Here is a 22,878-nt window from a genome sequence, read left to right on the forward strand (position 1 = left end):
GCTTCGTCTGTATCAGGCTGGAGTGCTTGGAGTATGGCACGTTAAATCGGTTCCGATGAACGGACCAAAATACCTCATTCGACGCCCATGCGCCGCCTGGCGCGCTGCGCCGAGCCATTGCGCATGGCCCAGCGCAGCACTGGCGCGGTATTGCTCAGGCCCAGGCGGATCATGCGCCGCTCGACCGCGCCCTGGTGCAGGCCCAGCATTGCGCTGGCCCAGTCCGGCAGCAGGTCGATGCCGGCCTTGAGCATCAGCTTGCCCACCGGCTCGGCGAGGCGGCTGGGGGCCGGGGCCTTGAGCAGGATATCGACCACCTCGAGGCTGCGCGCATCGCACTGCAACTGCGGGCGCATGCGCTGCAGGTAGGCATCCACCTCGGCACAGGAGCGGGGCACGTCGCGCGCGCCCAGGCGTTCGGCGATCAGGGCGATCTCGTTGTAGTAGGCGTCCTGCGCGCTACGCGGCAGATCAGGATTGCGGTAGCGCAGGTGGGCGGCGAGGAAGCTGCTGACTTCAGCCACATGCACCCAGGTCAGCAGGTCGGGGTCGCTGGCGGCGTAGGGGCGGCCATCGGCGGCGGTGCCGACCACCTTGAGGTGGATGGTGCGGACCTTGTCGATCAGCCACTCGGCATCACGGGTCGAACCGAAGGTGGTGCCGGAGATGAACTGGCTGGTGCGCCGCAGGCGGCCGAGCAGGTCCTGACGAAAGTTCGAATGGTCCCAGACCCCGGCCAGGGCGAGCGGATGCAGCAGTTGCAGCATCAGCGCGCTGATGCCGCCCACCAGCATGCTGGGGAAGTCGCCATGCACCTGCCAGCTGATGCTCTGTGGGCCAAACAGGCCGGGATCGCCCTTGGGCGACTCCAGGTCGAGCTGGCCTAGGGCCAGCCCGGTGAGGCTCATGACTTGGGTTTCGATGCGGCGACGCAAGGCTTCCATGGCGACCTGTGCTGGCCGCCATGGCGGCCGTCTATGAGGTTGGGCAATTGTCGGCCAGTCGGGCACTGCCCGGGCTGGTGGGCGCATGCGTTTCGAACGCGCCGCCCTGCACATGATAAACCGTAGGCTCCTCGGAAAAATATGGTGTCAGCCGGGCCATGAAGACCTGGTGGTCTTCACTGGCCTCGAAACCCGGCGCGTGGTCCTCGAGTGTTTGCCATTGCACGATCAGGTTGAATTGATGGGGGCTCTCGACCCCTTGCGCGAGCATATGGCTGACGTGACCCTTGGCTCGGCTGAGCAAAGGGGCGACCTCGGCGAACGCGTGCCGGAAGTCGTCGACGTGGGTTGGGCGTACGGGAAGCAGGGCGATTTCGTAGATCATGGCGGTCCTTGAAGTCGAGAAGGGTGGCAGGCGCCTCAAACGCTGGCGAGATCGGCCATGGGCGCGACCGCAATGGCGATCTTCCCTTGCAGGCCATTGTTGGCGCTTTGCAGCCGGGCATGGGCGAGGGGAACCTCAGCGAGGGGGTAGACGGCGCCCACGTGTGGCTTCAGTTGCCCGCGCTCGACCAGCGCGCTCAACTCGTCGAGCTTGCCGCGGTGTTGCCGGGTGAAGACGAAGTGGTAACTCGCGTTGCGGCCCCAGGCCTGGATCAGGTTCTGCGGTTGCGCGATGTCCACGATCGACACCACGCGCCCCAGTTGCGCCAGGACGTCTGGGCTGCGTGCCAGGGTATCGCCACCAATGGTGTCGAAGACCACGTCGACACCTTGGCCCCCGGTTTCCCGCAGGACGACCTCGACATAATCCTGATGCTCATAATCGATGACCACGTCCGCGCCCATTTGCCGCACGAATTCGGCGTTGGCCTCGCGCACGGTGGTGAACACCCTGGCGCCCATGGCCTTGGCCAGTTGGATCGCCACGTGGCCGACACCGCCGGCACCGCCGTGAACCAGGATGCGCTCGCCCACCCTGAGTGCCGCGCGCACCACGAGGGCCTCCCAGGCCGTACCGCCTACCAGGCTCAGGCTGGCCGCCTCCAGATGGCTTAGCGAAGGCGGCTTCAGGCCGACAATGCCTTCGGCGGCGACGTGGTACTCGGCATAGCTGCCCGCCCCGTCGAAGATCTGCGGTGTGTACCAAACCTCGTCGCCCGGCCTGAACGCGGTCACACCCGGCCCGACGGCTTCGACGACGCCGGACACATCGTGCCCGGTAATGGCCGGGAGAGGCACCAGGTCGGGGTAGTCGCCACGCCGGACCTGGTAATCCAGTGGGTTGATGGAGGTGGCATGCACCCGGACCAGTATCTGTCCGGCCTGCGGCACCGGTTTGACAACATCGCGATAGGCGAATGCGTCCGTGCCGCCAAAGGAATCCAGTATCAACGCTTTCATGGTGTTTCCTCGCTTCGGTAAAAAGGGATATCGGGAAATATCGATGTATAAAGTGGAATGAAGATGCTGTTCTATGCCTCGGCACCTGCCAGATGCCGCAGTTGTTGCCTCCTTGAGTTCGATAAAACGGGATATCGGGAAAAAACGATATGCAGAGGTAAAAGTAAAACCTACAACTCACTCCCGATCAGCTCGGCGAGCGCGCTGATGGCGGCTTCGTTACGCTTGTAATAGGTCCACTGGCCAATGCGCCGGACTTCGACCAGGCCTGCGCGCTGCAGGGTGGCCAGGTAATCGGATACCGTCGACTGCGATAGCCCCACGCCTTCCTGGATGCTGCTCACACAGACGCCCACCGTATGAACGTCACCTTCGTCCTGGGGAGGAAAGTGTTTCACCGGGTCTTTCAGGCCTTTGAGGATCTCGAGACGGGTACGGTTCGAGAGTGCCTTGAATATGTCGAGCAGTTCCATGGCGCGATAATATCGGGATTTACCGATATGTCAATGCGGTAAACGATGATCGGGGCGGCGGTGGCCGCCCCCGAGGGTTCTACTGGTTGAGACGTTTGTCTATCAGCCCCTGGACCACGCTGGGGTCGGCGAGGGTGGATGTATCCCCCAGGTTGTCCAGTTCGTTGCAGGCGATCTTGCGCAGGATGCGCCGCATGATCTTGCCCGAACGGGTCTTGGGCAGGGCGGGCGCCCACTGGATCAGCTCGGGCTTGGCGAAGCTGCCGATTTCCTTGCTGACCAGGGCCAGCAGTTCGGCCTTGAGCGCATCATCCGGTTCTATGCCGTTCATGGGGGTTACGAAGGCATAGACGCCCTGGCCCTTGAGGTCATGGGGATAACCGACCACCGCGGCTTCGGCGACGCTGTCGTGCAGCACCAGCGCGCTCTCTACCTCGGCGGTACCGATACGGTGGCCGGAGACATTGATCACATCGTCGATGCGCCCGGTGATCCAGTAGTCGCCATCGGCGTCGCGGCGGGCGCCGTCGCCGGTGAAGTAATAGCCGGGCATGGGCTTGAAGTAGGTGTCGACCATGCGCTGGTGATCGCCGTAGACGCTGCGGATCTGCCCGGGCCAGCTGGCCTTGATCGCCAGCAGGCCGGCGCCTGGCCCCTCGATGAGCTTGCCTTTTTCATCCAGCAGCACCGGCTGCACGCCGAACATCGGTTGGGTGGCGCAACCGGGCTTGAGCCTCTGTGTGCCGGGAAGGGGCGTGAGCATGATGCCGCCGGTCTCGGTCTGCCACCAGGTGTCGACGATGGGGCAGCGTTTCTGCCCGACCGCCTCGAAGTACCATTCCCAGGCCTCCGGGTTTATCGGCTCGCCGACGCTGCCGAGCAGGCGCAGGCTCTGGCGCGATGTGCCCTGCAGCGGGCCGGAGCCTTCACGCATCAGGGCCCGCAACGCGGTGGGCGCGGTGTAGAAGATGTTCACCTGATGCTTGTCCACCACTCGCCAGAAACGCGAGGTGTCGGGGTAGTTGGGCACGCCTTCGAACATCAGCGAGATCGCGCCGTTGGCCAGCGGGCCATAGACGATATAGCTGTGGCCGGTGACCCAGCCGACGTCGGCGGTGCACCAGAACACTTCGCCGTCGCGGTAATCGAACACCAGCTTGAAGGTCATCGTGGCCTGCAGCAAGTAGCCGGCGGTGCTGTGCAGCACGCCCTTGGGTTTGCCGGTGCTGCCGGAGGTGTAGAGGATGAACAGCGGGTCCTCGGCGCTCATCGGTTCGGGCGGACAGTCGTCGTCGGCCTTTGCCGTTGCCTCGTGGTACCAGAGGTCACGGCCTTCGCTCCAGCCGACGTCACCGCCGGTGCGCTTGACCACGAGCACGCTGCTGACGGCCGGGCAGCTGGCCAGCGCCTTGTCGACATTCTGCTTGAGCGGTATGCGCTTGCCGCCGCGCACCCCTTCGTCGGCAGTGATCACGGTACGGCAATCGGCGTCGAGGATGCGGTCGCGCAGGGCATCGGGGGAGAAACCGCCAAACACCACCGAGTGAATGGCGCCGATGCGGGTGCAGGCGAGCATCGCGTAGGCGGCCTCGGGGATCATCGGCATGTAGATGCACACCCGATCGCCTTTGTTCACACCCCGGGCTTTCAGGGCATTGGCCAGCCGGCACACCTGGCGGTGCAGCTCGCGGTAGCTGATGGCCTTGCTGTCCTTGGGATCGTCGCCCTCCCAGAGCAGGGCGGTCTGTTCGCCGCGGGTGGCCAGGTGGCGATCGATGCAGTTATGGCTGACATTCAGCTGGGCGCCGTCGAACCAGCGTGCCGTGCCGGTCTTCAGGTCGCATTGCTGCACGCTCGACCAGGGCTTGATCCAGTCCAGGCGCTTGGCCTGCTCGGTCCAGAAGGTGTCGGGGTCGTCCACCGACTGGCGATAGAGGCGGCGGTAGTCGGCGTCGGAGGGTGTAGCGGCCTGGCTGACGGCCAATGCCTCGGGATAGTCGCGGATATCGAACATGGCGGGTGGTCCTGCTCTTGTTAGGGGCGAGGGACTGCAACGGCTATTCGATGGACAGTGTAGAAGGTGGGGGTGTTCCCGGGCGGAAAGCATCGCGGGGCAAGCCGCATCGGCGCACCGATGCGATTTGCCCCGCGATTGACAGCTACAGGTCGATCAGCCGCGATGACGGCCGCGGAAGTAGTTGATCAGGCCTTGGGTCGAGCCATCCTCGGCGCTGTCTTCCTGGGCGCCGACCAGGCGCTGGTACACACCCTTGCCCAGTTCCTTGCCCAGCTCCACGCCCCACTGGTCGAAGGCGTTGATGCCCCAGACCACGCTTTGCACGAACACCTTGTGTTCGTACATTGCCACCAGCGCGCCAAGGCGGCGCGGGCTGATGCGCTCGACCACCAGGGTGTTGCTCGGGCGGTTGCCCGGGATCACCTTGTGCGGCGCCAGCTTGGCGATGTCGTCCTGGTTCAGGCCCTTGGCGCGCAGTTCGGCCTCGGCTTCCTCGCGGGTCTTGCCGAGCATCAGTGCCTGGCTCTGCGACAGGCAGTTGGCGTACAGCCACTGGTGATGGTCGGCCACCGGGTTGAAGCTCACTACAGGCACGATGAAGTCGGCCGGGATCAGCTGGGTGCCCTGGTGCAGCAACTGGTGGTAGGCATGTTGGCCGTTGCAGCCGACGCCGCCCCAGATCACCGGGCCGGTTTCGGTCTGCACCGGCGTGCCATCGGTCAGCACGCTCTTGCCGTTGGACTCCATGTCCAGCTGCTGCAGGTGCTTGGTGATGTTGCGCAGGTAGTGGTCGTACGGCAGGATCGCGTGGCTGCGGGCGCCCCAGAAGTTGCCGTACCACACGCCCAGCAAGGCCAGCAGCACCGGCATGTTCTTCTCGAACGGCGCGGTCTGGAAGTGCTGGTCCATGGTGTAGGCGCCGGACAGCAGCTCCTTGAAGTTGGCGGTGCCGATGGCCAGGGCGATCGGCAGGCCGATGGCCGACCACAGCGAGTAACGCCCGCCCACCCAGTCCCACATCGGGAAGATGTTCTCTTCGCGGATGCCGAAGGCCACGGCCGCGGCCTTGTTGCTCGACACGGCGATGAAGTGGCGGTACAGCTCGGCTTCCGATCCGCCCTGGGCCAGGTACCAGGTACGCGCGGCCATGGCGTTCTTCAGGGTTTCGAGGGTGTTGAACGACTTCGACGACACGATGAACAGGGTGGTCTCGGCGCGCAGGTTGGCCGACAGTTCATGGAACTCGCTGCCGTCGATGTTCGCCAGGTAGTGGCAGCGCACGCCGCGCTGGGCGTAGGGCAGCAGAGCCTCGGAGACCAGCTCGGGGCCCAGGAACGAGCCGCCGATGCCGATGTTGACCACGTCGGTGATCGGCTTCTCGCTGTAGCCGCGCCACAGGCCGTCGTGGATGCGCCCGACCAGTTCGGTGATCTGGTTCAGCACCTTGTGCACTTCAGGCATCACGTTGACGCCGTTCACGCTGAGCTTGTCGCCGACCGGGCGGCGCAGGGCGGTGTGCAGCACCGGGCGGCCTTCGGAGGCGTTGATGATCTCGCCGCTGAACATCGACTTGATGGCTGCTTCCAGGTCGACTTCCTTGGCCAGGTTGACCAGCAGGTCTCGGGTCTGCTCGGTGATCAGGTTCTTCGAGTAGTCGAGAAACAGGCCGCAGCTGCTCAAGGAGAACTGGTCGAAGCGCTTGCCGTCGGCGGCGAAGGCTTCGCGCATGCTGAAGCCCTGCATGGCGTCGCGGTGTTGCTGGAGCGCCTGCCAGGCGGGCAGCGCCGTCACATCGTGGGGGGTACGGTAATACGCCATTGCGGGTGGTTTCCTTGTTGCATGGTCAGGCTTGGACAGCGGCAGTCATTGCCGGTTGCAAGCTGGACATTATAGGCATTGGCGCCAAGGCGGGAATGGGGGGAGGCGGGCGGCGCGGATTAAAAATTGTCACCGGCCTGATACCCAGGGCACGCGTGGGGCGACGTTGAGCCGCTCCCACGCGTCGAGCTCAGGCGGTCTGCTCTTCCAGGTGCAGATAGAGATTGTCGATCAGCCGGGTGTTGCCCAGGTAAGCTGCGGCGATCACCACCAGGTCACGGTCATCGACCTGAGCCGGGCGCAGGGTGACGGCGTGGCGTACTTCCAGGTAATCCTTACGGAACCCGGCGGCTTCGAGTTGTGCCTGGCCCTCGGCGATCAGCGCCGCGTAGTCGCGCTGGCCGCGGCGCAAGGCGTCGGCCATGGCGCTCAGCACACGGTACAGCGCCGGCGCGGCGGCACGCTGTTCTGTTGTCAGGTAGCCATTGCGCGATGACAGCGCCAGACCATCCTCGGCGCGCACAGTCGGCTCGCCGATGATCTGGATCGGCATGTTCAAGTCGCGGACCATGGCGCGGATCACCGCCAGTTGCTGGAAATCCTTTTCGCCGAACACGGCCAGGTCCGGCTGGACCATGTTGAACAGCTTGCTGACCACGGTCGCCACGCCTTCGAAGTGGCCAGGACGGCTGGCGCCGCACAGCCCTTCGGACAGTTGCGGCACGCTGACGCGGGTCTGCACGGTCATGCCATCGGGGTACATCTCCTCGACGGTAGGGGCGAACAGCAGGTGGCAGCCGGCCTGGAGCAGTTTCTCCTGGTCGGCGGCGAGGGTGCGCGGGTACTTGTCCAGGTCTTCGCCGGCGCCGAACTGCAACGGGTTGACGAAGATGCTGGCGACCACGAAGTCGGCGCGCTGGGCGGCCTTGGTCACCAGGGCGGCGTGGCCGCTGTGCAGGTTGCCCATGGTCGGCACGAAGGCGATGCGCTTGCCCTCGCCACGGGCGCGGGCCACGGCGGCGCGCAGCTCACGGACGGTCTTGACGGTATTCATGCGCTGAACCCATGTTCGCTGCCGGGGAAGCTGACTTCCTTGACCGCGCGGACATAGGCGGCCAGGGCACTCTGGATGTCCGGCTGGCCGGCCATGAAGTTCTTCACGAACTTCGGCACGCGGCCGCTCAGCGACAGCCCGAGCATGTCGTGCAGCACCAGCACCTGGCCATCAGTGGCATTGCCGGCACCGATGCCGATCACCGGAATGCTCACGGCCTGGGAGATTTCCGCGGCCAGCTCGCTGGGTACGCACTCGAGCAACAGCATGGCCGCGCCGGACTGTTCCAGGGCGATGGCGTCGGCGCGCATCTGCCGTGCCTGGGCTTCCTGGCGCCCCTGGACCTTGTAGCCGCCCAGCACGTTGACCGTCTGCGGGGTCAGGCCCATGTGCGCGCAAACCGGCACGCCGCGTTCGGCCAGCAGGCGGATGGTCTCGCCCAGCCAGGCGGCGCCTTCGATCTTGAGCATGTGGGCGCCAGCGCGCATCAGTTCGGCGGCGTTGGCGAAAGCCTGCTCGGGTGTGGCGTGGGCCATGAACGGCAGGTCGGCGAGAATCAACGCCCCATCGTTGCCGCGTTTGACGCAGGCGGTGTGGTAGGCCATGTCACGGTTGGTGACGGGCAGGGTGCTGTCATGGCCCTGCAGGACCATGCCCAGGGAGTCGCCCACCAGCAGCACTTCCACGCCGGCCTGGCTGGCTGCCTTGGCGAAGGTCGCGTCGTAGCAGGTCAGCATGGTGATTTTTTCACCCTTGGCCTTCAGGCCGTGCAGGGTGGTCAGGGTTACTTCAGGCATGTAGGGGAGTCCTCGTTCAGGCGCTGTGAACAACAACTGCGTACAACGCGTGTATTCATCTTCCGGAGCGGCACATCATCGGTCGTGATGTTCGGGCACAGATCCGTCCGAGCCTAAATGGGTGATTGCGGCACAGTAGCGCCGCGGGACGCCTATAGTCGTGAGCGAGGTGGGGGAAGTCAACCAGCCGTGTTACCGCATTGTTACGGCGTGGGTGTTACTGGCGTTACCGCCGTCTGAAACGCCCGATTTACAGGCGTTCCAGGCCGACGAACGGGCAGTCCTCGAGCAGTTGCGCGAGGGGGCGGCCGTCGGCAAGGCGGAAGCTGGCGGGCACCAGCTCGGCGAGCGGGTACAGCACGAAGGGGCGGGCGTGCATGTGGTAGTGCGGCACTTTCAGGCGCGGCGCATCGATGACCTGGTCGCCGAACAGCAGCATGTCCAGGTCGAGGGTGCGTGGGCCCCAGCGCTCCTTGCGTACGCGGCCCTGGCTGTTTTCGATGGCCTGCAGGGCGTCCAGCAGGTCCAGCGGTGTCAGTGCCGTGTCGATGGCCGCCACGGCGTTGGTGTAGCGTGGCTGGCCCGGCAGCAGCGAATCGCTGGTGTAGAGCGCCGAGGCCGCCGTCAGGCGCGTCTCGGCGATCAGGTCCAGCGCCTGCAGGGCGCTGCGCAGCTGCTCGGCGGGCTCATCCAGGTTGCTGCCCAGGCCGATGTACGCACGGGTGGTCATGCTCAGTCCCACGCCTGCTCGTCGTCACGCTTGCGCTTGCCGCCACTGCGCTTGCGCTTGCGTGGGCCGGCACCGGCGCCAGCAGCGTCGTCACGGTTGCCCAGTTCGCGGATCATGTCGCGGCGCTGGCTGTCGTTGGCGTCCTGGTAGTCGGTCCACCATTGGCCCAACCCGTCGGTTTCCTCGCCGGCGCTTTCACGCAGCAGCAGGAAGTCGTAGCCAGCGCGGAACCGCGGGTTGTCGAGCAGCATGTCGGCGCGCTTGCCGCTGCGCCTTGGCAGGCGCTCCTGCATGTCCCAGATCTCGCGGATCGGCAGGGTGAAGCGCTTGGGAATGGCGATGCGTGCGCACTGTTCGGCGATCAGGTCGTGGGCCGCGCCGTTCATGGCCGGGATCGGCGGCACGCCTTGGCTCTGCAGGTACAGTACGCGGCTTGGCAGGGCTGGCCAGAGCAGCGCGGCGAACAGGAAGGCGGGTGTCACCGGCTTGCCCTGCTTGACGCGCAGGTCGGTGTTGGCCAATGCCTGGCTGATCAAGCTGTGGGTGTAGCTCGGACGTTCTTCCAAGGCATGGCTGCTGGCCGGGAACAATGGCTCGAACAGTTGCAGGTCGACCAGCATCTCGAAGGTGATCGCCCCCTGGCCGTTGAGGAACAGCTTGAGGCTTTCCTCGAACAGGCGCGCGGGTGGGATGTCGCGCAGCATCGGCGCCAGCTCGCGGATCGGCTGCACGGTGTGCTTCTCGATGCCGAAGTCCAGCTTGGCGGCGAAGCGCACGGCGCGCAGCATGCGTACCGGATCTTCCTGGTAACGGTGGGTCGGATCGCCGATCAGGCGCAGCAGCCGGTTACGGATGTCGTGGACACCGTTGGCGTAGTCGAGGATGCGCTCGCTGACCGGGTCGTAGTACAGGGCGTTGATGGTGAAGTCGCGGCGTTGCGCGTCTTCTTCCAAAGTGCCGTACACGTTGTCGCGCAGGATGCGACCGCTGGCATTGTGCGACGAACGGTGGCTATCGGACTGGTCGTCATCGGAGTGGGGCGCGCGGAAGGTGGCGACCTCGATGATGTCACGGCCGAAATGCACGTGGACCAGCTTGAAGCGCCGGCCGATGATACGGGCGTTGCGGAACTCCGCGCGGATCTGCTCGGGGGTGGCGCTGGTGGCCACGTCGAAGTCCTTGGGCGTGATGCCCAGCAGCAGGTCGCGCACGCAGCCACCGACCAGATAAGCCTGGTAACCGGCCGCCTGCAGGCGCTCGACAATGCCCACGGCATGGCGGCTGAACTGGCTGCGCTGCAGCGAGTGCTGGCTCTTGTTGATCACTTCAGGCGTGGTGCGCCTGTGGTGCTGGCCACGAACGGGCGGGCGGAACGACTGGAACAGCTTCTTCAGCATGGGATGCACTGTTTGAAGGAATGATCGGCCAAGGATAGGAGAATGGCCGCATGATGGGCGGGGATTCTAGCATTTACTGGGGGAATGGTGTAGGCGGTGTGCCAAGCGTGATGCAGAAGTGAGAAACGACATGGGGAGCCGAAGCTCCCCATCAAGTCGTTGCGTGCTCTTATTGTTCTTCTGCCGGGCTTCTTGTTTTTGTTGAATGCCCTGTCCACAAATCTCGAAGCTTGTGGACGACCCCCAAACCGGGGGTGAAGAGCAAACGGATTGCTTTGGTCGCCGAGTTGATGCTGATCTGTCGATCCAATCAGTTCAGGTGCTGCTTTTGAGTGCAGTTTTTGTTGTTCTCTGCCTGATCGTGGGGCAAGCCCCAAACACAACGCCTCTCCAAAAGAATCAGTTAGCTGCGCCTCCGCCGTCTTGTTTTTATTGTGCGTGAGCCGTTTCGTCTTGTTCTTATTCTGAGTTGCAGTGCTTGTTATTGTTCTTGTACCAGACATATAGCAGGTGCCGTGCCAACTTTTGAAAACCCAATGAAATCGGGGGGTTCAGCGTTTCAGGCAGGTTTTGCCGCGGGGCAAATGTAGAAATTTCGTTACCTTACGCCTCGGGGGATGTTACGCCCGGCAGGGTAGGTAACAGATTTTTGCGGTAACTGATGTGTTACCCCCAAACGACCGCGGGGCAAGCCTGCCCCCACGCGCTGTGGGAGCGGGCTTGCCCCGCGATCGGATTACACAGAATCAGTTGTCGCTGGTGGCGTTGCTCTTGCGCCGCGGGATGCCCAGGCGCTGGCGGCGTTCCCACAGGCATTTGCGGCTGACGCCCAGCTTGCGGGCCAGTTCGGTTTCGGTCATGTGGTCCTGGTGCTCGAGCACGAAGTGCTGGAAGTAATCCTCCAGCGACAGGTCCTCGGTCGGCTCATGGCTGGCGCTGTTGCTGCTGGCAAGCGCCGGCAGGTTGTCCAGCATGTCGTCGTCTTCCAGGTCGCTAAGCTCGATGTCGATGCCCAGCAGGTCGGCGGAAATTTCCGCGCTTTCGCTGAGGATTACCGCGCGCTCCACCGCGTTTTCCAGCTCGCGCACGTTGCCCGGCCAGCTGTAATGGCGGATGGCTTGCTCGGCATCGTGGGAAAAATGCAGGTCGTCGCGGCCGATCCGTGCGCTCTGGCGGGCAAGGAAGGCATTGGCGATCTCGTTGACGTCGCTGCCGCGCTCGCGCAGGGCTGGCAATTTCAGGGCGATCACATGCAGGCGGTAGTACAGGTCTTCACGGAACTGCCCGGCCTTGGCCAGGTTCTTCAGGTCGCGGTGGGTGGCCGCGATCAGGCGCACGTCGACCTTCTGCGATTGCACCGAACCCACCCGGCGGATCTCGCCTTCCTGCAACACCCGCAGCAGTCGGGCCTGGGCTTCCAGTGGCAGCTCGCCGATCTCGTCGAGGAACAGGGTGCCACCATCGGCGGCTTCGACCAGCCCCGCACGGCCCGCGCTGGCGCCGGTGAAGGCACCCTTCTCGTGGCCGAACAGTTCCGACTCGATGAGGGTTTCCGGGATCGCCGCGCAGTTCACCGAGATCATCGGTGCCTTTGCCCGGCGCGAGAGGTTGTGCAGGGCGCGGGCGACCAGCTCTTTACCGGTGCCGGACTCGCCCTGGATCAGCACATTGGAGTCGGTTGGCGCGACCTTGCGAATCTTCACGAACATGTCCTGCATCGGCGGGCAGGAGCCGATGATGCCGATCTCGCCGTTGGCGGCGGCGGGGCTGGCCTTGTCCGTGCTGGCCTTGCCATTGGCGGTCCGGGGCTCGCCGGCCGGCGCCGAGGCCGGGGCGTTCACCCGGTCGCGCAGGATACGCGCCACGGCCTGGAGCATCTCGTCGTGGTCGAAGGGCTTGGCGATGTAGTCCACCGCGCCCATTTTCATCGAGTCCACTGCCGAGCGCAGGCTGGCGTAGCTGGTCATGATCAGTACCGGCGTGCCCTGGCCGAGCTTGATCAGCTCGGTACCCGGGGCACCCGGCAGGCGCAGGTCACTGACGATCAGGTCGAAGGTGGCAATGCTGAAGCGTTCCTGGGCTTCCTGCACCGAGCCGGCTTCGCTGACCTGGTACTGGTTCCGCTCGAGCAGGCGACGCAGGGCCGAGCGGATGATGGTTTCGTCTTCGACGATCAGAATATGCGGCATTGATTCAATTCTCTCGACGGTCTCGAATTTCAGGGGACGTCGCTACGACATGCCGGGGCAGGGTCACGCGGATCCGGGTACCACGTTGGCGCTCGATGTCGGCCGGGCTGTCGATGGTGATTTGCCCATAATGCTCTTCCACGATGGAATAGACCAGAGCGAGCCCCAGTCCGGTTCCTTCGCCCGGGTCCTTGGTGGTGAAGAAGGGTTCGAACAGGCGGTCCATGATGCTTTTCGGAATACCGCTGCCTTCATCCTCGACCACCAGGTCGACGGTGTGCTCGTTGATTTCACTGCGCACGCGCACGGCGCTGCCGGGCGGCGAGGCGTCGCGGGCGTTGGAGAGCAGGTTGATCAGCACCTGGGCCAGGCGTTGCGGGTCGCCCTCGACCCAGTGTTGCGGGTCGCAGAGGTTGAAGAACTGTACTTCGAAATTGCGCCGGTTCAACGCCAGCAGACCAATGGCATCCTGCGCCACCTCGGCCAGGCACACTGGCTCCTCGCTGTTCTGCTGGCTGCCGCCGGCGTGGGCGAAGCTCATCAGCGACTGGACGATGCGCGACACGCGCTTGGTCTGCTCGAGGATCTGGCTGGACAGTTCGATGATCTCGCCGTCGCCCTCGCGTTCTTCGCGCAGGTTCTGCGCCAGGCAAGCGATGCCGGTGATCGGGTTGCCGATCTCGTGGGCCACGCCCGCGGCGAGGCGGCCGATGCTGGCCAGGCGCTCGGAATGCACCAGCTTGTCCTCCAGCGCCTGGGTCTCGGTGAGGTCCTCGACCAGCAGCACCAGGCCGCTGTTGCCCGGGGCCAGCGGCTCGTCGATGGCCGCCTTGTGCAGGTTCAGCCAGCGCGGCTGGCCATCGAGGACCAGGCGCTGCTTGTGCAGGTGTTCGTCGGGCACGTTGATGAAGCCTTGCAGCAGGCCGCGCCAGGGTTCGGCGATGGTCACCAGGCGTGAGCCGACCACATGCTTGGCGGCGATGCCGGTGAGCTCCTCCATCGCCTTGTTCCACATCAGGATCTCCTGGTCCTTGGCCAGCGAGCACACGCCCATGGGCAGTTCCTGCAGGGTCTGGCGGTGATAGCGGCGCAGGGCGTCGAGCTCGGCGGCAAGGCCGGTCAGGCGCGAGTGATAGTCCTCGAGGCGGCTCTCGATGAAGTGGATGTCCTCGGTGACGTAGTTCTCGTTGCCGGACTTGTACGGCAGGAAGGTCTCGACCATGTCCTGCGCCACGCTCGGCCCCATCAGGCCGGACAGATTGGCCTCGATGCGGTCGCGCAGGCGCCGCAGGGCATAGGGGCGGCGCTCGTCGAAGGGCAGGTAGAGGTCGCGCAGGGCCTGCTCCACCTCTTTTTGCGCAGCCTTGGCGCCCAGCGGCTTGGCCAGCTGGGTGGCGAACTCCTGGGGCGAGGCGGCATGCAGTTCGCGGCGTTGCGGGCGGCGCACGTTGTCCACCGCGCAGGCCTCGGCGGCGCTGACCTCTTCGCTGCTGGCATTGGTGAACAGCGAGATCAGGGTGAACAGCAGGACGTTGGCCGCAAGCGAGGCGATGGCCGCCATGTGCCAGCTGGTGTCGTCCAGCACGTAGATCATGTCCAGCAACGGGATGTAGAAGCCCTGCAGGTTGCCCAGCAGCGGCAGCAGCATGGTCACCATCCACACCAGCATGCCGGCCAGCAGGCCGGCGATGAACCCTCGTCGGTTGGCGGTCGGCCAGTACAGCACCGAAAGCACCCCGGGCAGGAACTGCAAAGTGGCGACGAAGGCGACGATGCCCAGGTTGGCCAGGCTCTGGTGGTTGTTCTGGGTGAGGTAGAAGACGAAGCCGGCGGTGATGATTGCAACGATGAGCGCCCGGCGCGTCCACTTCAGCCAGCGGTAGATATTGCCTTCGGCCGGCGGCTGGTACAGCGGCAGCACCAGGTGGTTCAAGGCCATGCCCGACAGCGCCAGGGTGGTGACGATGATCAGCCCGCTGGCGGCCGACAAGCCACCGACATAGGCCAGCAGCGCCAGCGCTTCGTTGTTGGCGGCGATGCCCAGGCCCAGGGTGAAGTACTCGGGGTTGGTGCTGGCGCCCAGGCGCAGGCCGGCCCACAGCACCAGCGGCACGGCCAGGCTCATCAGCAGCAGGAACAGCGGCAGGCCCCAGCTGGCGCTGACCAGCGAGCGCGGGCTGAGGTTTTCGGTGAAGGCCATGTGGTACATGTGCGGCATGACGATCGCCGAGGCGAAGAACACTAGCAGCAGGGTGCGCCAGGGGCCTTCCTGCAGCGGGGTGTGCAGGGCGGCGAGGGCGGTCTGGTTCTGCAGCAGCCAGACCTCCAGCCCATGCGGGCCACCGAACACGCCGTACAGCGCATAAAGGCCGATACCGCCCAGCGCCAACAGCTTGATCACCGATTCGAAGGCGATGGCGAACACCAGGCCTTCGTGCTTTTCGCGGGTGGCGATATGGCGTGAGCCGAAGAAGATGGTGAACAGGATGATCAGCACGCAGAAGGCAAACGCCACCCGCGCCTTGACCGGCTCGCCGGTGAGGATGCTGATCGAATCGGCCACGGCCTGGATCTGCAGGGCCAGCAAGGGCAGCACGCCGATCAGCATGAAGATGGTGGTCAGCGCGCCGGCCCAGGTGCTGCGGAAGCGAAACGCCAGCAGGTCGGCCAGTGAGGAGAGCTGGTAGGTGCGGGTGATCTTGAGGATCGGATAGAGCAGCACCGGGGCCAGCAGGAAGGCCCCGGACACCCCCAGGTAACAGGCAAGGAAGCCGTAGCCATATTGATAGGCCAGGCCGACCGAGCCATAGAAGGCCCAGGCACTGGCGTAGACGCCCAGCGACAAGGTGTAGGTCAGGGGGTGGCGAATGATCGCCCGCGGGATCAGCCCGCGCTCGCTGATCCAGGCCACGCTGAACAGCACCAGCAGGTAGGCGGCGCTGATCAGGATCATCTGGGTCAGGCTAAAGCTCATCGGCATCTCGTTGGCTCTGCAGGATGAAGGTGACGACGATGAGGATCAGCCAGAGCAGGTAGGGACGGTACCAGGCACCGGTCGGCTCGATCCACCAGTCCATGATGGCGGGGGAGAACAGGTAGATCCCCACCACCAGAAGCAGGACCAAACGATAGATGTACATGCTGGCCTCGATGGGTTGGGCGCTGCGGTTTGGACTTATTATTGGCGCAAATGGCTGGGGCGATGCTAGCGGGAATCGGGGCTGTTAGCCAAGGGTTTGAATTTGTTGGGCTTTTGAGCCTGGTTTTGCTTGTTCTGGCCCTATCGCAGGGCAAGCCCGCGAAGTGGATTGCGTGGGAGCGGGCTTGCCCCGCGATAGGGCCGCTACTGCCTCAGCGCAAATCAGCCTCGGGCACCGTCATCTGCCGCGCAATGTGCTCCGGCCGCCACTGCTGGCGCGCCACCGCCAGCACCTCGGCCGGGCTGGCCCCCGCCAGTGCCGGATCGGTCTGCTGCCCCAATGCCCGCAGGGCTCGCAACAGCAACGGCGTCGCCTGGTCGGCCTCTAGCGGCGGCGAGCGATACGACTTGCCCAGCTTGTGCCCGTCGGGCTGCACGATCAACGGAATGTGCAGGTAACGCGGCTGCGAGAACCCCAGCAGCTCCTGCAGGTACAGCTGGCGGGGCGTGTTGTCCAGCAGGTCGGCGCCGCGCACGATGTCGGTAACGCCCTGCCACGCATCGTCCAGTACCACCGCCAATTGGTAGGCATAGAGCCCGTCACGGCGCTGGATGACGAAGTCGCCCACCTCGCGTCCCAGGTGCTGTTCGAAGCTACCCTGGACGCGATCCGTGAAGCGGTAGATCAGTTCCGGCACGCGCAGGCGAATGGCCGCGCCTTGCCGGGGATGCCCGGCGTTACGACAAAAGCCTGGGTAGATACCGTCGTACCCTTCCAGTTGCTTGCGCGAGCAGGTGCAGGCATAGGCCAGGCCCATGCTGAACAAACGGTCGACCACGGCGGCATAGGCCTCGTGGCGCTGGCTCTGGAACACTAATTCGCCGTCCCACTCCAGGCCGTAGCGCTCCAGGGTCTGCAGGATCGCATCGCGTGCCCCAGGCATTTCCCGGGGCGGGTCGGTGTCTTCCATGCGCAGCAACCAGCGGCCATCGACCGCGCGGGCGTCGAGCCAGGAGGCGAGGGCGGCCACCAGCGAGCCGAAGTGCAGAAAGCCGCTGGGGGTGGGGGCGAAGCGGCCGATGTAGCGGGAGTCATTCATGGATTGCACAGCTATATAAATGAAGACGGGGCGTACCGATTGCAGGAGCGGGCAAGCCCGCCTCCACAACCAGTACGCCCCGTCTGCGAGGTTCTGGAATCAGCCTTTACCGACAGTCTTTTCCTTCTTCTCGGCAATTTCCTTGCAGTCGAAGCACAGGTCGGCGGTCGGGCGGGCTTCGAGGCGGCGCAGGCCGATCTCGATACCGCAGGAGTCGCACCAGCCGTACTCTTCGTCCTGAATCTTCTGCAGGGTCTTGTCGATCTTCTTGATCAGCTTGCGCTCACGATCACGGTTGCGCAGTTCCAGGGCGAATTCTTCTTCCTGGCTGGCACGGTCAGCCGGGTCTGGGAAGTTGGCTGCCTCGTCCTTCATGTGCGTCACGGTCTGGTCCACGCTCGTCATCAACTCAAGCTTCCATGCTCCCAGAAGCTTGGTGAAGTGCTTGCGCATGGGCTCCCCCATGTACTCTTCGCCCTTGGTTTCTTTATAGGGCTCTACACCGTACATGGACTGACTGGTTTTTTGCTTTTCTACGGTGGACATGAATAGACCGCCTCTCACTCATCTGATCCAATGCGCAGGCTTGCTTCCATCGCCGGCACCCGCCGGCCCTGCGACTGCGAGCCGCCGAACTTACCAGATAGATCCGGGGTGCGCTACCCCGCCCTATTCCTGCTATTGACAGCAGGGCGGGCGGCACGTTCGCTGCGGCGCACAGGTAGAATCACCAGTTTAGACCCAATTGAGAGAAGGCCCATGGCTCAGCCACACAGTGCGCGCAGTCGCGCCATCGAACCCTTCCACGTGATGGCCCTGCTGGCGCGCGCCAACGAGCTGCAGGCCGCCGGTCATGATGTGATCCACCTGGAGATCGGCGAGCCGGACTTCACCACCGCCGCACCCATCGTCGCCGCAGGCCAGCAGGCATTGGCCGATGGTCACACCCGCTACACCGCCGCCCGCGGGCTGCCGCAACTGCGCGAAGCGATTGCCGGGTTCTATGGCCAGCGCTACGGTGTGGACCTCGACCCCGAGCGGGTTCTCGTTACCCCGGGTGGCTCAGGCGCCTTGCTGTTGGCCAGCAGCTTGCTGGTCGACCCGGGCAAGCACTGGCTGTTGGCCGATCCGGGCTACCCGTGCAACCGCCACTTCCTGCGCCTGGTCGAAGGCGGCGCGCAGCTGGTGCCGGTGGGGCCGGAGGTCAATTACCAGCTGACTGCCGATCTGGTCGATCGTTACTGGGACAAGGACACGGTAGGTGCCCTGGTGGCGTCGCCGGCCAACCCGACCGGCACGGTGCTCGACCGCGACGAGCTGGCCAGCCTTTCCAAGGCCACCCGCGAGCGCCATGGGCATCTGGTGGTGGACGAGATCTACCACGGCCTCACCTACGGCATGGAGGCGCCGAGCGTGCTGGAAGTCGACGATGAGGCCTTCGTGTTGAACAGTTTTTCCAAGTATTTCGGCATGACCGGCTGGCGCCTGGGCTGGCTGGTGGCGCCGCCGTCGGCGGTGGCGGACCTGGAAAAGCTGGCGCAGAACCTCTACATCAGTGCTCCGAGCATGGCCCAGCATGCCGCGCTGGCCTGCTTCGAGCCGCAAACCCTGGCCATCCTCGAGGAGCGTCGCGCCGAGTTTGCCCGCCGCCGCGACTACCTGTTGCCGGCGTTGCGCGAGTTGGGCTTCGGCATCGCCGTGGAGCCGCAAGGCGCCTTCTATCTGTACGCCGATATCAGCGCGTTCGGCGGCGATGCCTTCGCGTTCTGCAGGCACTTCCTCGAAACCGAGCACCTGGCATTCACCCCGGGGCTGGACTTCGGTCGTTACCAGGCCGGCCACCACGTGCGCTTTGCCTACACCCAGAGCCTGCCACGTCTGGAGGAGGCGGTGCAGCGCATCGCCCGTGGCCTGAAAAGCTGGCAGGGCTGACGGATGCTGTTTCCGCAACTGGAACGGGCGCGACTGCTACGCCGCTATAAACGCTTCCTGGCCGACATCGAGCTGGCAACTGGCGAGCAGTTGACCATTCACTGCCCCAACACTGGCTCCATGCTCAATTGCATGCGCGAGGGCGGGCACGTATGGTTCAGCCGCTCCAACGATCCCAAGCGCAAGCTGCCCGGTACCTGGGAGATCAGCGAAACGCCCCAGGGGCGGCTGGCCTGCGTCAACACCGGGCGCGCCAATGCGGTGGTGGAGGAAGCGCTGCGGGCCGGGGTGATCACGGAGCTTGCCGGGTTCACCACGCTCAAGCGCGAAGTGGCGTATGGCGAGGAACGTAGCCGTATCGACTTCTATCTGGAGTTCGCCAGTGGCGACAAGGCCTACGTCGAGGTCAAGAGCGTGACCCTCGGTTATCCCGATACCCCCGTGGCGGCGTTTCCCGACGCTGTCACCCAGCGCGGCGCCAAGCACCTGCGCGAGCTGGCCGCCCTGGCACGCCAGGGCATCCGTGCAGTGCAGCTGTATTGCGTGAACCTGACCGGCATCGAGGCCGTGCGCCCGGCCCAGGAGATCGACGCCGCCTACGCCCAGGCGCTGCGCGCCGCGGTGGCGGAAGGGGTCGAGGTGCTGGCCTACGGCACGCGCCTGGATGCCCAACAACTGGTCATCGACCGACCGCTGCCGGTTTTGCTCAATCCGTAAGCCAGATGCCCTGGCTGTCTTCCCGGCAGTCCAGGGCATCCAGCCATTCGCCCGCGCAGGGGCCAGTAATGCATTCGCCGCTTTCTATCAGGAACTGGGCCCCGTGATGGGCGCACTGGATCAGGCTCGCGCTGTCATCGAGAAAGCTGTCCGCCGCCCAGTTCAGCGGGATGCCCCGGTGCGGGCAGCGGTTGCGATAGAGGTGGACCGTGCCCTGGCGGCGCACGCCGAACAGCGCTATGCCGGCTACGCTGAAGGCGCGGCCGTGGCCCTCGGCGAGGTCGTTGGAGGCGCAGAGAAAATGCATCGCAGCGGAGTCTTCCGGTTAAGCCGTGTGACAAAGGGATGGCTTGACGCTTCAATGCGAATAATTATCAAATTGCCCGCATTCGTCGCGCCAGGCTGTCTATGGTGCGCACTTGTGCCGCCCGCCACAAGGTGTGCTGCCCGCCCTCTGCAAAGGAATCCGATGATGCGCCGTCCCGCTGCCTTGATTGCCCTGTGCGCCGCTCTTGCCCTGTCTACCCACACCATGGCCGCCGAGCTGCCACAGCGCTGGGTAAGCGCCGGCGGTGCCTTGAGCGAGTGGATCAGCGCCCTGGGCGGTGAGCAGCGCCTGGTCGGCGTCGACACCACCAGCCAGCATCCTGAGTCGCTCAAGGCGCTGCCCAGCATCGGTTACCAGCGCCAGTTGTCGGCCGAAGGCATCCTCAGCCTGCGTCCTGACGTGCTGGTGGGCACCGAGGAAATGGGGCCACCGCCGGTGCTGGCGCAGATCCGCAAGGCCGGGGTGCGGGTCGAGCTGTTCTCCAGCAAGGCCGAAGTGGGCGCGGTTGACGAGAACCTCAAGCACCTGGGGGCATTGCTCGGCGACGAGCACAAGGCCAAGACGTTGGCTGCCGATTACCGTCAGCAGCTGGAGGCGTTGCACAAACAGGTCGAGCAGGCCCAGGCCGGGCAGAAGGCGCCTGGGGTGTTGCTGCTGGTCGGGCATGCCGGCGCCAAGCCGATGATCGCCGGGCAGGGCACTGCCGGGGACTGGGTGCTGCGCCAGGCGGGTGGGCGCAATCTTGCCGATCACCAGGGCTACAAGAACTTCTCGGTGGAAGCCCTCGCCGCGCTGAATCCGGACGTGGTGGTGTTCTCTGACCGTGCCCTCAGCGGTGAACAGGCCTTGCAGGCACTGATCAAGGAAAACCCGGCCCTGGCGACGTCCCGCGCGGTGCGCGACAAGCGCCTGCTGTCGCTCGACCCGACGTTGCTGGTCGGCGGCCTCGGCCCGCGCCTGCCGGCCACCCTGCATGAGCTGGCAGCCAGCTTCTATCCCGCCGCCAAGGCCAGCCTCAATCCATGATGCCGCGGGTTCGTCCACGTACGTTGTTCATTACCCTGGCCTTGTTGTGCCTGCTGGCGGTGTGGCTGTCGCTGGCGCTGGGGCCGGTCAGCCTGCCGTTGTTCGATACCCTGCGCGCCGGCCTGCGCCTGGTCGGGTTGCCGGTCAGTGGCGAGGGCCTGGAACAGGCCGAGATGATCCTCGGCCAGATCCGCCTGCCGCGAACCCTGCTGGGTCTGGCGGTCGGCGCCGTGCTGGCGTTGTCCGGCGTGGCGATGCAGGGGTTGTTCCGCAACCCACTGGCCGATCCGGGGCTGGTCGGTGTCGCCAGCGGCGCCGCCCTGGGGGCCGCGGTGGCGATCGTCGGCGGCAGTTGGCTGGGCGGCATTCCTGACTGGTTCGCGCCTTATCTATTGTCGTTGTGTGCCTTCGTCGGTGGTCTGGGCGTGACCGCGATGGTCTATCGCCTGGGGCGGCGCGACGGCCAGACCAACGTGGCGACCATGCTTCTGGCCGGTATCGCGATGACCGCGCTGGGCGGCTCGGCGGTGGGCCTGTTCACTTACCTGGCCGACGATGCCACCCTGCGCACCCTGACCTTCTGGAACCTGGGCAGCCTGAACGGCGCCAGCTACGAGCGGCTGTGGCCGTTGCTACTGATGGCGGCAGCCGTGGCCTTGTGGCTGCCGCGCCGGGCACAGGCGCTCAACGCGTTGCTGTTGGGGGAGTCGGAGGCCCGGCACCTGGGCATCGAGGTCGAAAAGCTCAAGCGCGAGCTGGTGTTCTGCACCGCGCTCGGCGTGGGGGCGGCGGTCGCCGCCGCCGGCCTGATCGGCTTCATCGGCCTGGTGGTGCCGCACCTGGTGCGGCTGGTGGCGGGGCCGGATCATCGGGTGCTGCTGCCGGCCTCGTTGCTGGCGGGCGGTACCTTGCTACTGTTCGCCGACCTGGTCGCGCGCCTGGCCCTGGCCCCGGCGGAGTTGCCGATCGGCATCGTCACCGCCTTTATCGGGGCGCCATTCTTCCTGTTCCTGCTGGTGAAGGTGCGCAACTGATGCTCGACGTCCAAGGGCTGTCCCTCAAGCGCGGTGGCAGCCAGGTGCTGCACGACATCAACCTCACGTTGCGGCCAGGGCAGGTGCTGGGTGTGCTCGGGCCCAATGGCGCCGGCAAGAGTAGCCTGCTCGGCGCCCTGTGTGGCGAACTGGCGCCCAGCGCCGGGCGCGTGCAGCTCGATGGGCGCGGACTGGACGCCTGGTCGGGCCAGGCGCGGGCGCAACGCCTGGCGGTATTGCCACAGGTGTCCAGCCTTGGCTTTGCCTTCAGTGTCGCGGAAGTGGTCGGCCTCGGCCGCCTGCCCCATGCCAGCGGCCGTCAGCGCGACCGGGAAATCATCGAGGCGGCGCTGGAGGCGGCGGATGCCCAGCACCTGGTCGAGCGCAGCTACCTGGCGCTGTCCGGTGGGGAACGCCAGCGCGTGCACCTGGCGCGGGTGCTGGCCCAGCTGTGGCCGGGCGAGCCCGGCACCACGCTGTTGCTGGATGAACCCACTTCTGCGCTGGACCCGCTGCATCAGCACACCACGCTGCAGGCGGTACGCAGTTTCGCCGACCGTGGCGCGTCGGTGCTGGTGATCCTGCATGACCTGAACCTGGCGGCGCGCTACTGTGACCATATTCTCTTGTTGGAGCAGGGCCGCAGCCATGCACTGGGCACACCGCAACAAGTGCTGACACCGACGGCGCTGCGGGCGGTGTTCGGCATCGACGTCCTGGTGCAACCTCACCCGGAGCGCGGCCATCCGTTGATCATCACTCGCTAGGAGCCATTCGCC

General features: G+C 65.2%; 21 protein-coding genes. 5 read left to right on the forward strand and 16 right to left on the reverse strand.

The genetic code is table 11. The features are described from left to right. Positions 1 to 74 precede the first annotated feature (74 nt). From ACQ4OD_RS10480 to dksA, 15 genes are all read right to left on the reverse strand, one after another. Positions 75 to 944: an oxygenase MpaB family protein gene (locus ACQ4OD_RS10480; protein WP_139673706.1), complete on the reverse strand. Its 870-nt coding sequence runs from the start codon at positions 942 to 944 to the stop codon at positions 75 to 77. Positions 945 to 975: 31 nt separating this feature from the next. Beyond that, positions 976 to 1,329 carry an antibiotic biosynthesis monooxygenase family protein gene (locus ACQ4OD_RS10485; protein ID WP_430944252.1) on the reverse strand — a complete coding sequence of 118 codons (354 nt, stop codon included), beginning with the start codon at positions 1,327 to 1,329 and terminating at the stop codon, positions 976 to 978. Between the two features lie 35 nt (positions 1,330 to 1,364). Beyond that, positions 1,365 to 2,348, reverse strand: a complete 984-nt coding sequence (locus tag ACQ4OD_RS10490) for a zinc-dependent alcohol dehydrogenase family protein (RefSeq protein WP_430944253.1) — start codon at positions 2,346 to 2,348, stop codon at positions 1,365 to 1,367. A gap of 170 nt (positions 2,349 to 2,518) precedes the next feature. After that, on the reverse strand, positions 2,519 to 2,821 hold the full coding sequence (locus tag ACQ4OD_RS10495; RefSeq protein WP_023631021.1) for an ArsR/SmtB family transcription factor: 303 nt from the start codon (positions 2,819 to 2,821) through the stop codon (positions 2,519 to 2,521). A gap of 79 nt (positions 2,822 to 2,900) precedes the next feature. Continuing rightward, entirely contained in the window at positions 2,901 to 4,835 is a 1,935-nt protein-coding gene (gene acs / locus ACQ4OD_RS10500; protein ID WP_139673700.1) for an acetate--CoA ligase, read from the reverse strand. 156 nt (positions 4,836 to 4,991) lie between these two features. Continuing rightward, complete coding sequence (pgi, locus tag ACQ4OD_RS10505; RefSeq protein WP_038706862.1) at positions 4,992 to 6,656, reverse strand: glucose-6-phosphate isomerase; 1,665 nt, start codon at positions 6,654 to 6,656, stop codon at positions 4,992 to 4,994. A gap of 190 nt (positions 6,657 to 6,846) precedes the next feature. Further along, entirely contained in the window at positions 6,847 to 7,710 is an 864-nt protein-coding gene (gene panC / locus ACQ4OD_RS10510; RefSeq protein ID WP_198754608.1) for a pantoate--beta-alanine ligase, read from the reverse strand. Next, complete coding sequence (panB, locus tag ACQ4OD_RS10515) at positions 7,707 to 8,507, reverse strand: 3-methyl-2-oxobutanoate hydroxymethyltransferase (RefSeq protein ID WP_139673697.1); 801 nt, start codon at positions 8,505 to 8,507, stop codon at positions 7,707 to 7,709. The genes panC and panB overlap by 4 nt, the downstream gene beginning before the upstream one ends. A 250-nt stretch (positions 8,508 to 8,757) precedes the next feature. Then, positions 8,758 to 9,237 (reverse strand): 2-amino-4-hydroxy-6-hydroxymethyldihydropteridine diphosphokinase, encoded by a 480-nt coding sequence (folK, locus tag ACQ4OD_RS10520; RefSeq protein ID WP_139673693.1) that lies wholly within the window; start codon positions 9,235 to 9,237, stop codon positions 8,758 to 8,760. 2 nt (positions 9,238 to 9,239) lie between these two features. Continuing rightward, positions 9,240 to 10,634 (reverse strand): polynucleotide adenylyltransferase PcnB, encoded by a 1,395-nt coding sequence (locus ACQ4OD_RS10525; RefSeq protein WP_046854081.1) that lies wholly within the window; start codon positions 10,632 to 10,634, stop codon positions 9,240 to 9,242. A gap of 746 nt (positions 10,635 to 11,380) precedes the next feature. Further along, complete coding sequence (locus ACQ4OD_RS10530) at positions 11,381 to 12,823, reverse strand: sigma-54-dependent transcriptional regulator (RefSeq protein WP_139673688.1); 1,443 nt, start codon at positions 12,821 to 12,823, stop codon at positions 11,381 to 11,383. 4 nt (positions 12,824 to 12,827) lie between these two features. Beyond that, entirely contained in the window at positions 12,828 to 15,803 is a 2,976-nt protein-coding gene (locus ACQ4OD_RS10535; RefSeq protein ID WP_172670868.1) for a sensor histidine kinase, read from the reverse strand. After that, the gene (locus ACQ4OD_RS10540) at positions 15,787 to 15,963 is read right to left on the reverse strand and encodes a hypothetical protein (RefSeq protein ID WP_003250005.1); all 177 of its coding nucleotides are present in this window, start codon (positions 15,961 to 15,963) and stop codon (positions 15,787 to 15,789) included. Before ACQ4OD_RS10540 ends, ACQ4OD_RS10535 begins: the two co-directional genes overlap by 17 nt. Positions 15,964 to 16,174: 211 nt before the next feature. After that, on the reverse strand, positions 16,175 to 17,062 hold the full coding sequence (gene gluQRS, locus ACQ4OD_RS10545) for a tRNA glutamyl-Q(34) synthetase GluQRS (protein ID WP_430944254.1): 888 nt from the start codon (positions 17,060 to 17,062) through the stop codon (positions 16,175 to 16,177). Between the two features lie 99 nt (positions 17,063 to 17,161). Continuing rightward, on the reverse strand, positions 17,162 to 17,608 hold the full coding sequence (gene dksA, locus ACQ4OD_RS10550; protein ID WP_046854085.1) for an RNA polymerase-binding protein DksA: 447 nt from the start codon (positions 17,606 to 17,608) through the stop codon (positions 17,162 to 17,164). Positions 17,609 to 17,821: 213 nt separating this feature from the next. Between dksA and ACQ4OD_RS10555 the strand changes: the two genes are divergently transcribed. After that, positions 17,822 to 18,994 carry a pyridoxal phosphate-dependent aminotransferase gene (locus ACQ4OD_RS10555; RefSeq protein ID WP_198754610.1) on the forward strand — a complete coding sequence of 391 codons (1,173 nt, stop codon included), beginning with the start codon at positions 17,822 to 17,824 and terminating at the stop codon, positions 18,992 to 18,994. Positions 18,995 to 18,997: 3 nt separating this feature from the next. Then, complete coding sequence (gene sfsA, locus ACQ4OD_RS10560) at positions 18,998 to 19,711, forward strand: DNA/RNA nuclease SfsA (RefSeq protein ID WP_430944255.1); 714 nt, start codon at positions 18,998 to 19,000, stop codon at positions 19,709 to 19,711. Here sfsA and ACQ4OD_RS10565 read toward each other — a convergent pair. Continuing rightward, positions 19,701 to 20,018: a Rieske (2Fe-2S) protein gene (locus ACQ4OD_RS10565; RefSeq protein ID WP_139673676.1), complete on the reverse strand. Its 318-nt coding sequence runs from the start codon at positions 20,016 to 20,018 to the stop codon at positions 19,701 to 19,703. The genes sfsA and ACQ4OD_RS10565 overlap by 11 nt on opposite strands. A 162-nt stretch (positions 20,019 to 20,180) precedes the next feature. Here ACQ4OD_RS10565 and ACQ4OD_RS10570 point away from each other — a divergent pair, with 162 nt between their 5' ends. From ACQ4OD_RS10570 to ACQ4OD_RS10580, 3 genes are read left to right on the forward strand one after another with little or no spacing between them, the layout of a single operon-like run. After that, positions 20,181 to 21,065 (forward strand): heme/hemin ABC transporter substrate-binding protein, encoded by an 885-nt coding sequence (locus ACQ4OD_RS10570; RefSeq protein ID WP_139673673.1) that lies wholly within the window; start codon positions 20,181 to 20,183, stop codon positions 21,063 to 21,065. Positions 21,066 to 21,115: 50 nt separating this feature from the next. Then, the gene (locus tag ACQ4OD_RS10575) at positions 21,116 to 22,099 is read left to right on the forward strand and encodes a FecCD family ABC transporter permease (RefSeq protein WP_430944261.1); all 984 of its coding nucleotides are present in this window, start codon (positions 21,116 to 21,118) and stop codon (positions 22,097 to 22,099) included. Continuing rightward, positions 22,099 to 22,866, forward strand: coding sequence for a heme ABC transporter ATP-binding protein (locus tag ACQ4OD_RS10580; RefSeq protein WP_198754612.1), 768 nt, complete (start codon positions 22,099 to 22,101; stop codon positions 22,864 to 22,866). Before ACQ4OD_RS10575 ends, ACQ4OD_RS10580 begins: the two co-directional genes overlap by 1 nt. Positions 22,867 to 22,878: the final 12 nt, after the last annotated feature.

This window comes from Pseudomonas sp. WC1, from assembly GCF_050586565.1.
Taxonomy (GTDB): domain Bacteria; phylum Pseudomonadota; class Gammaproteobacteria; order Pseudomonadales; family Pseudomonadaceae; genus Aquipseudomonas.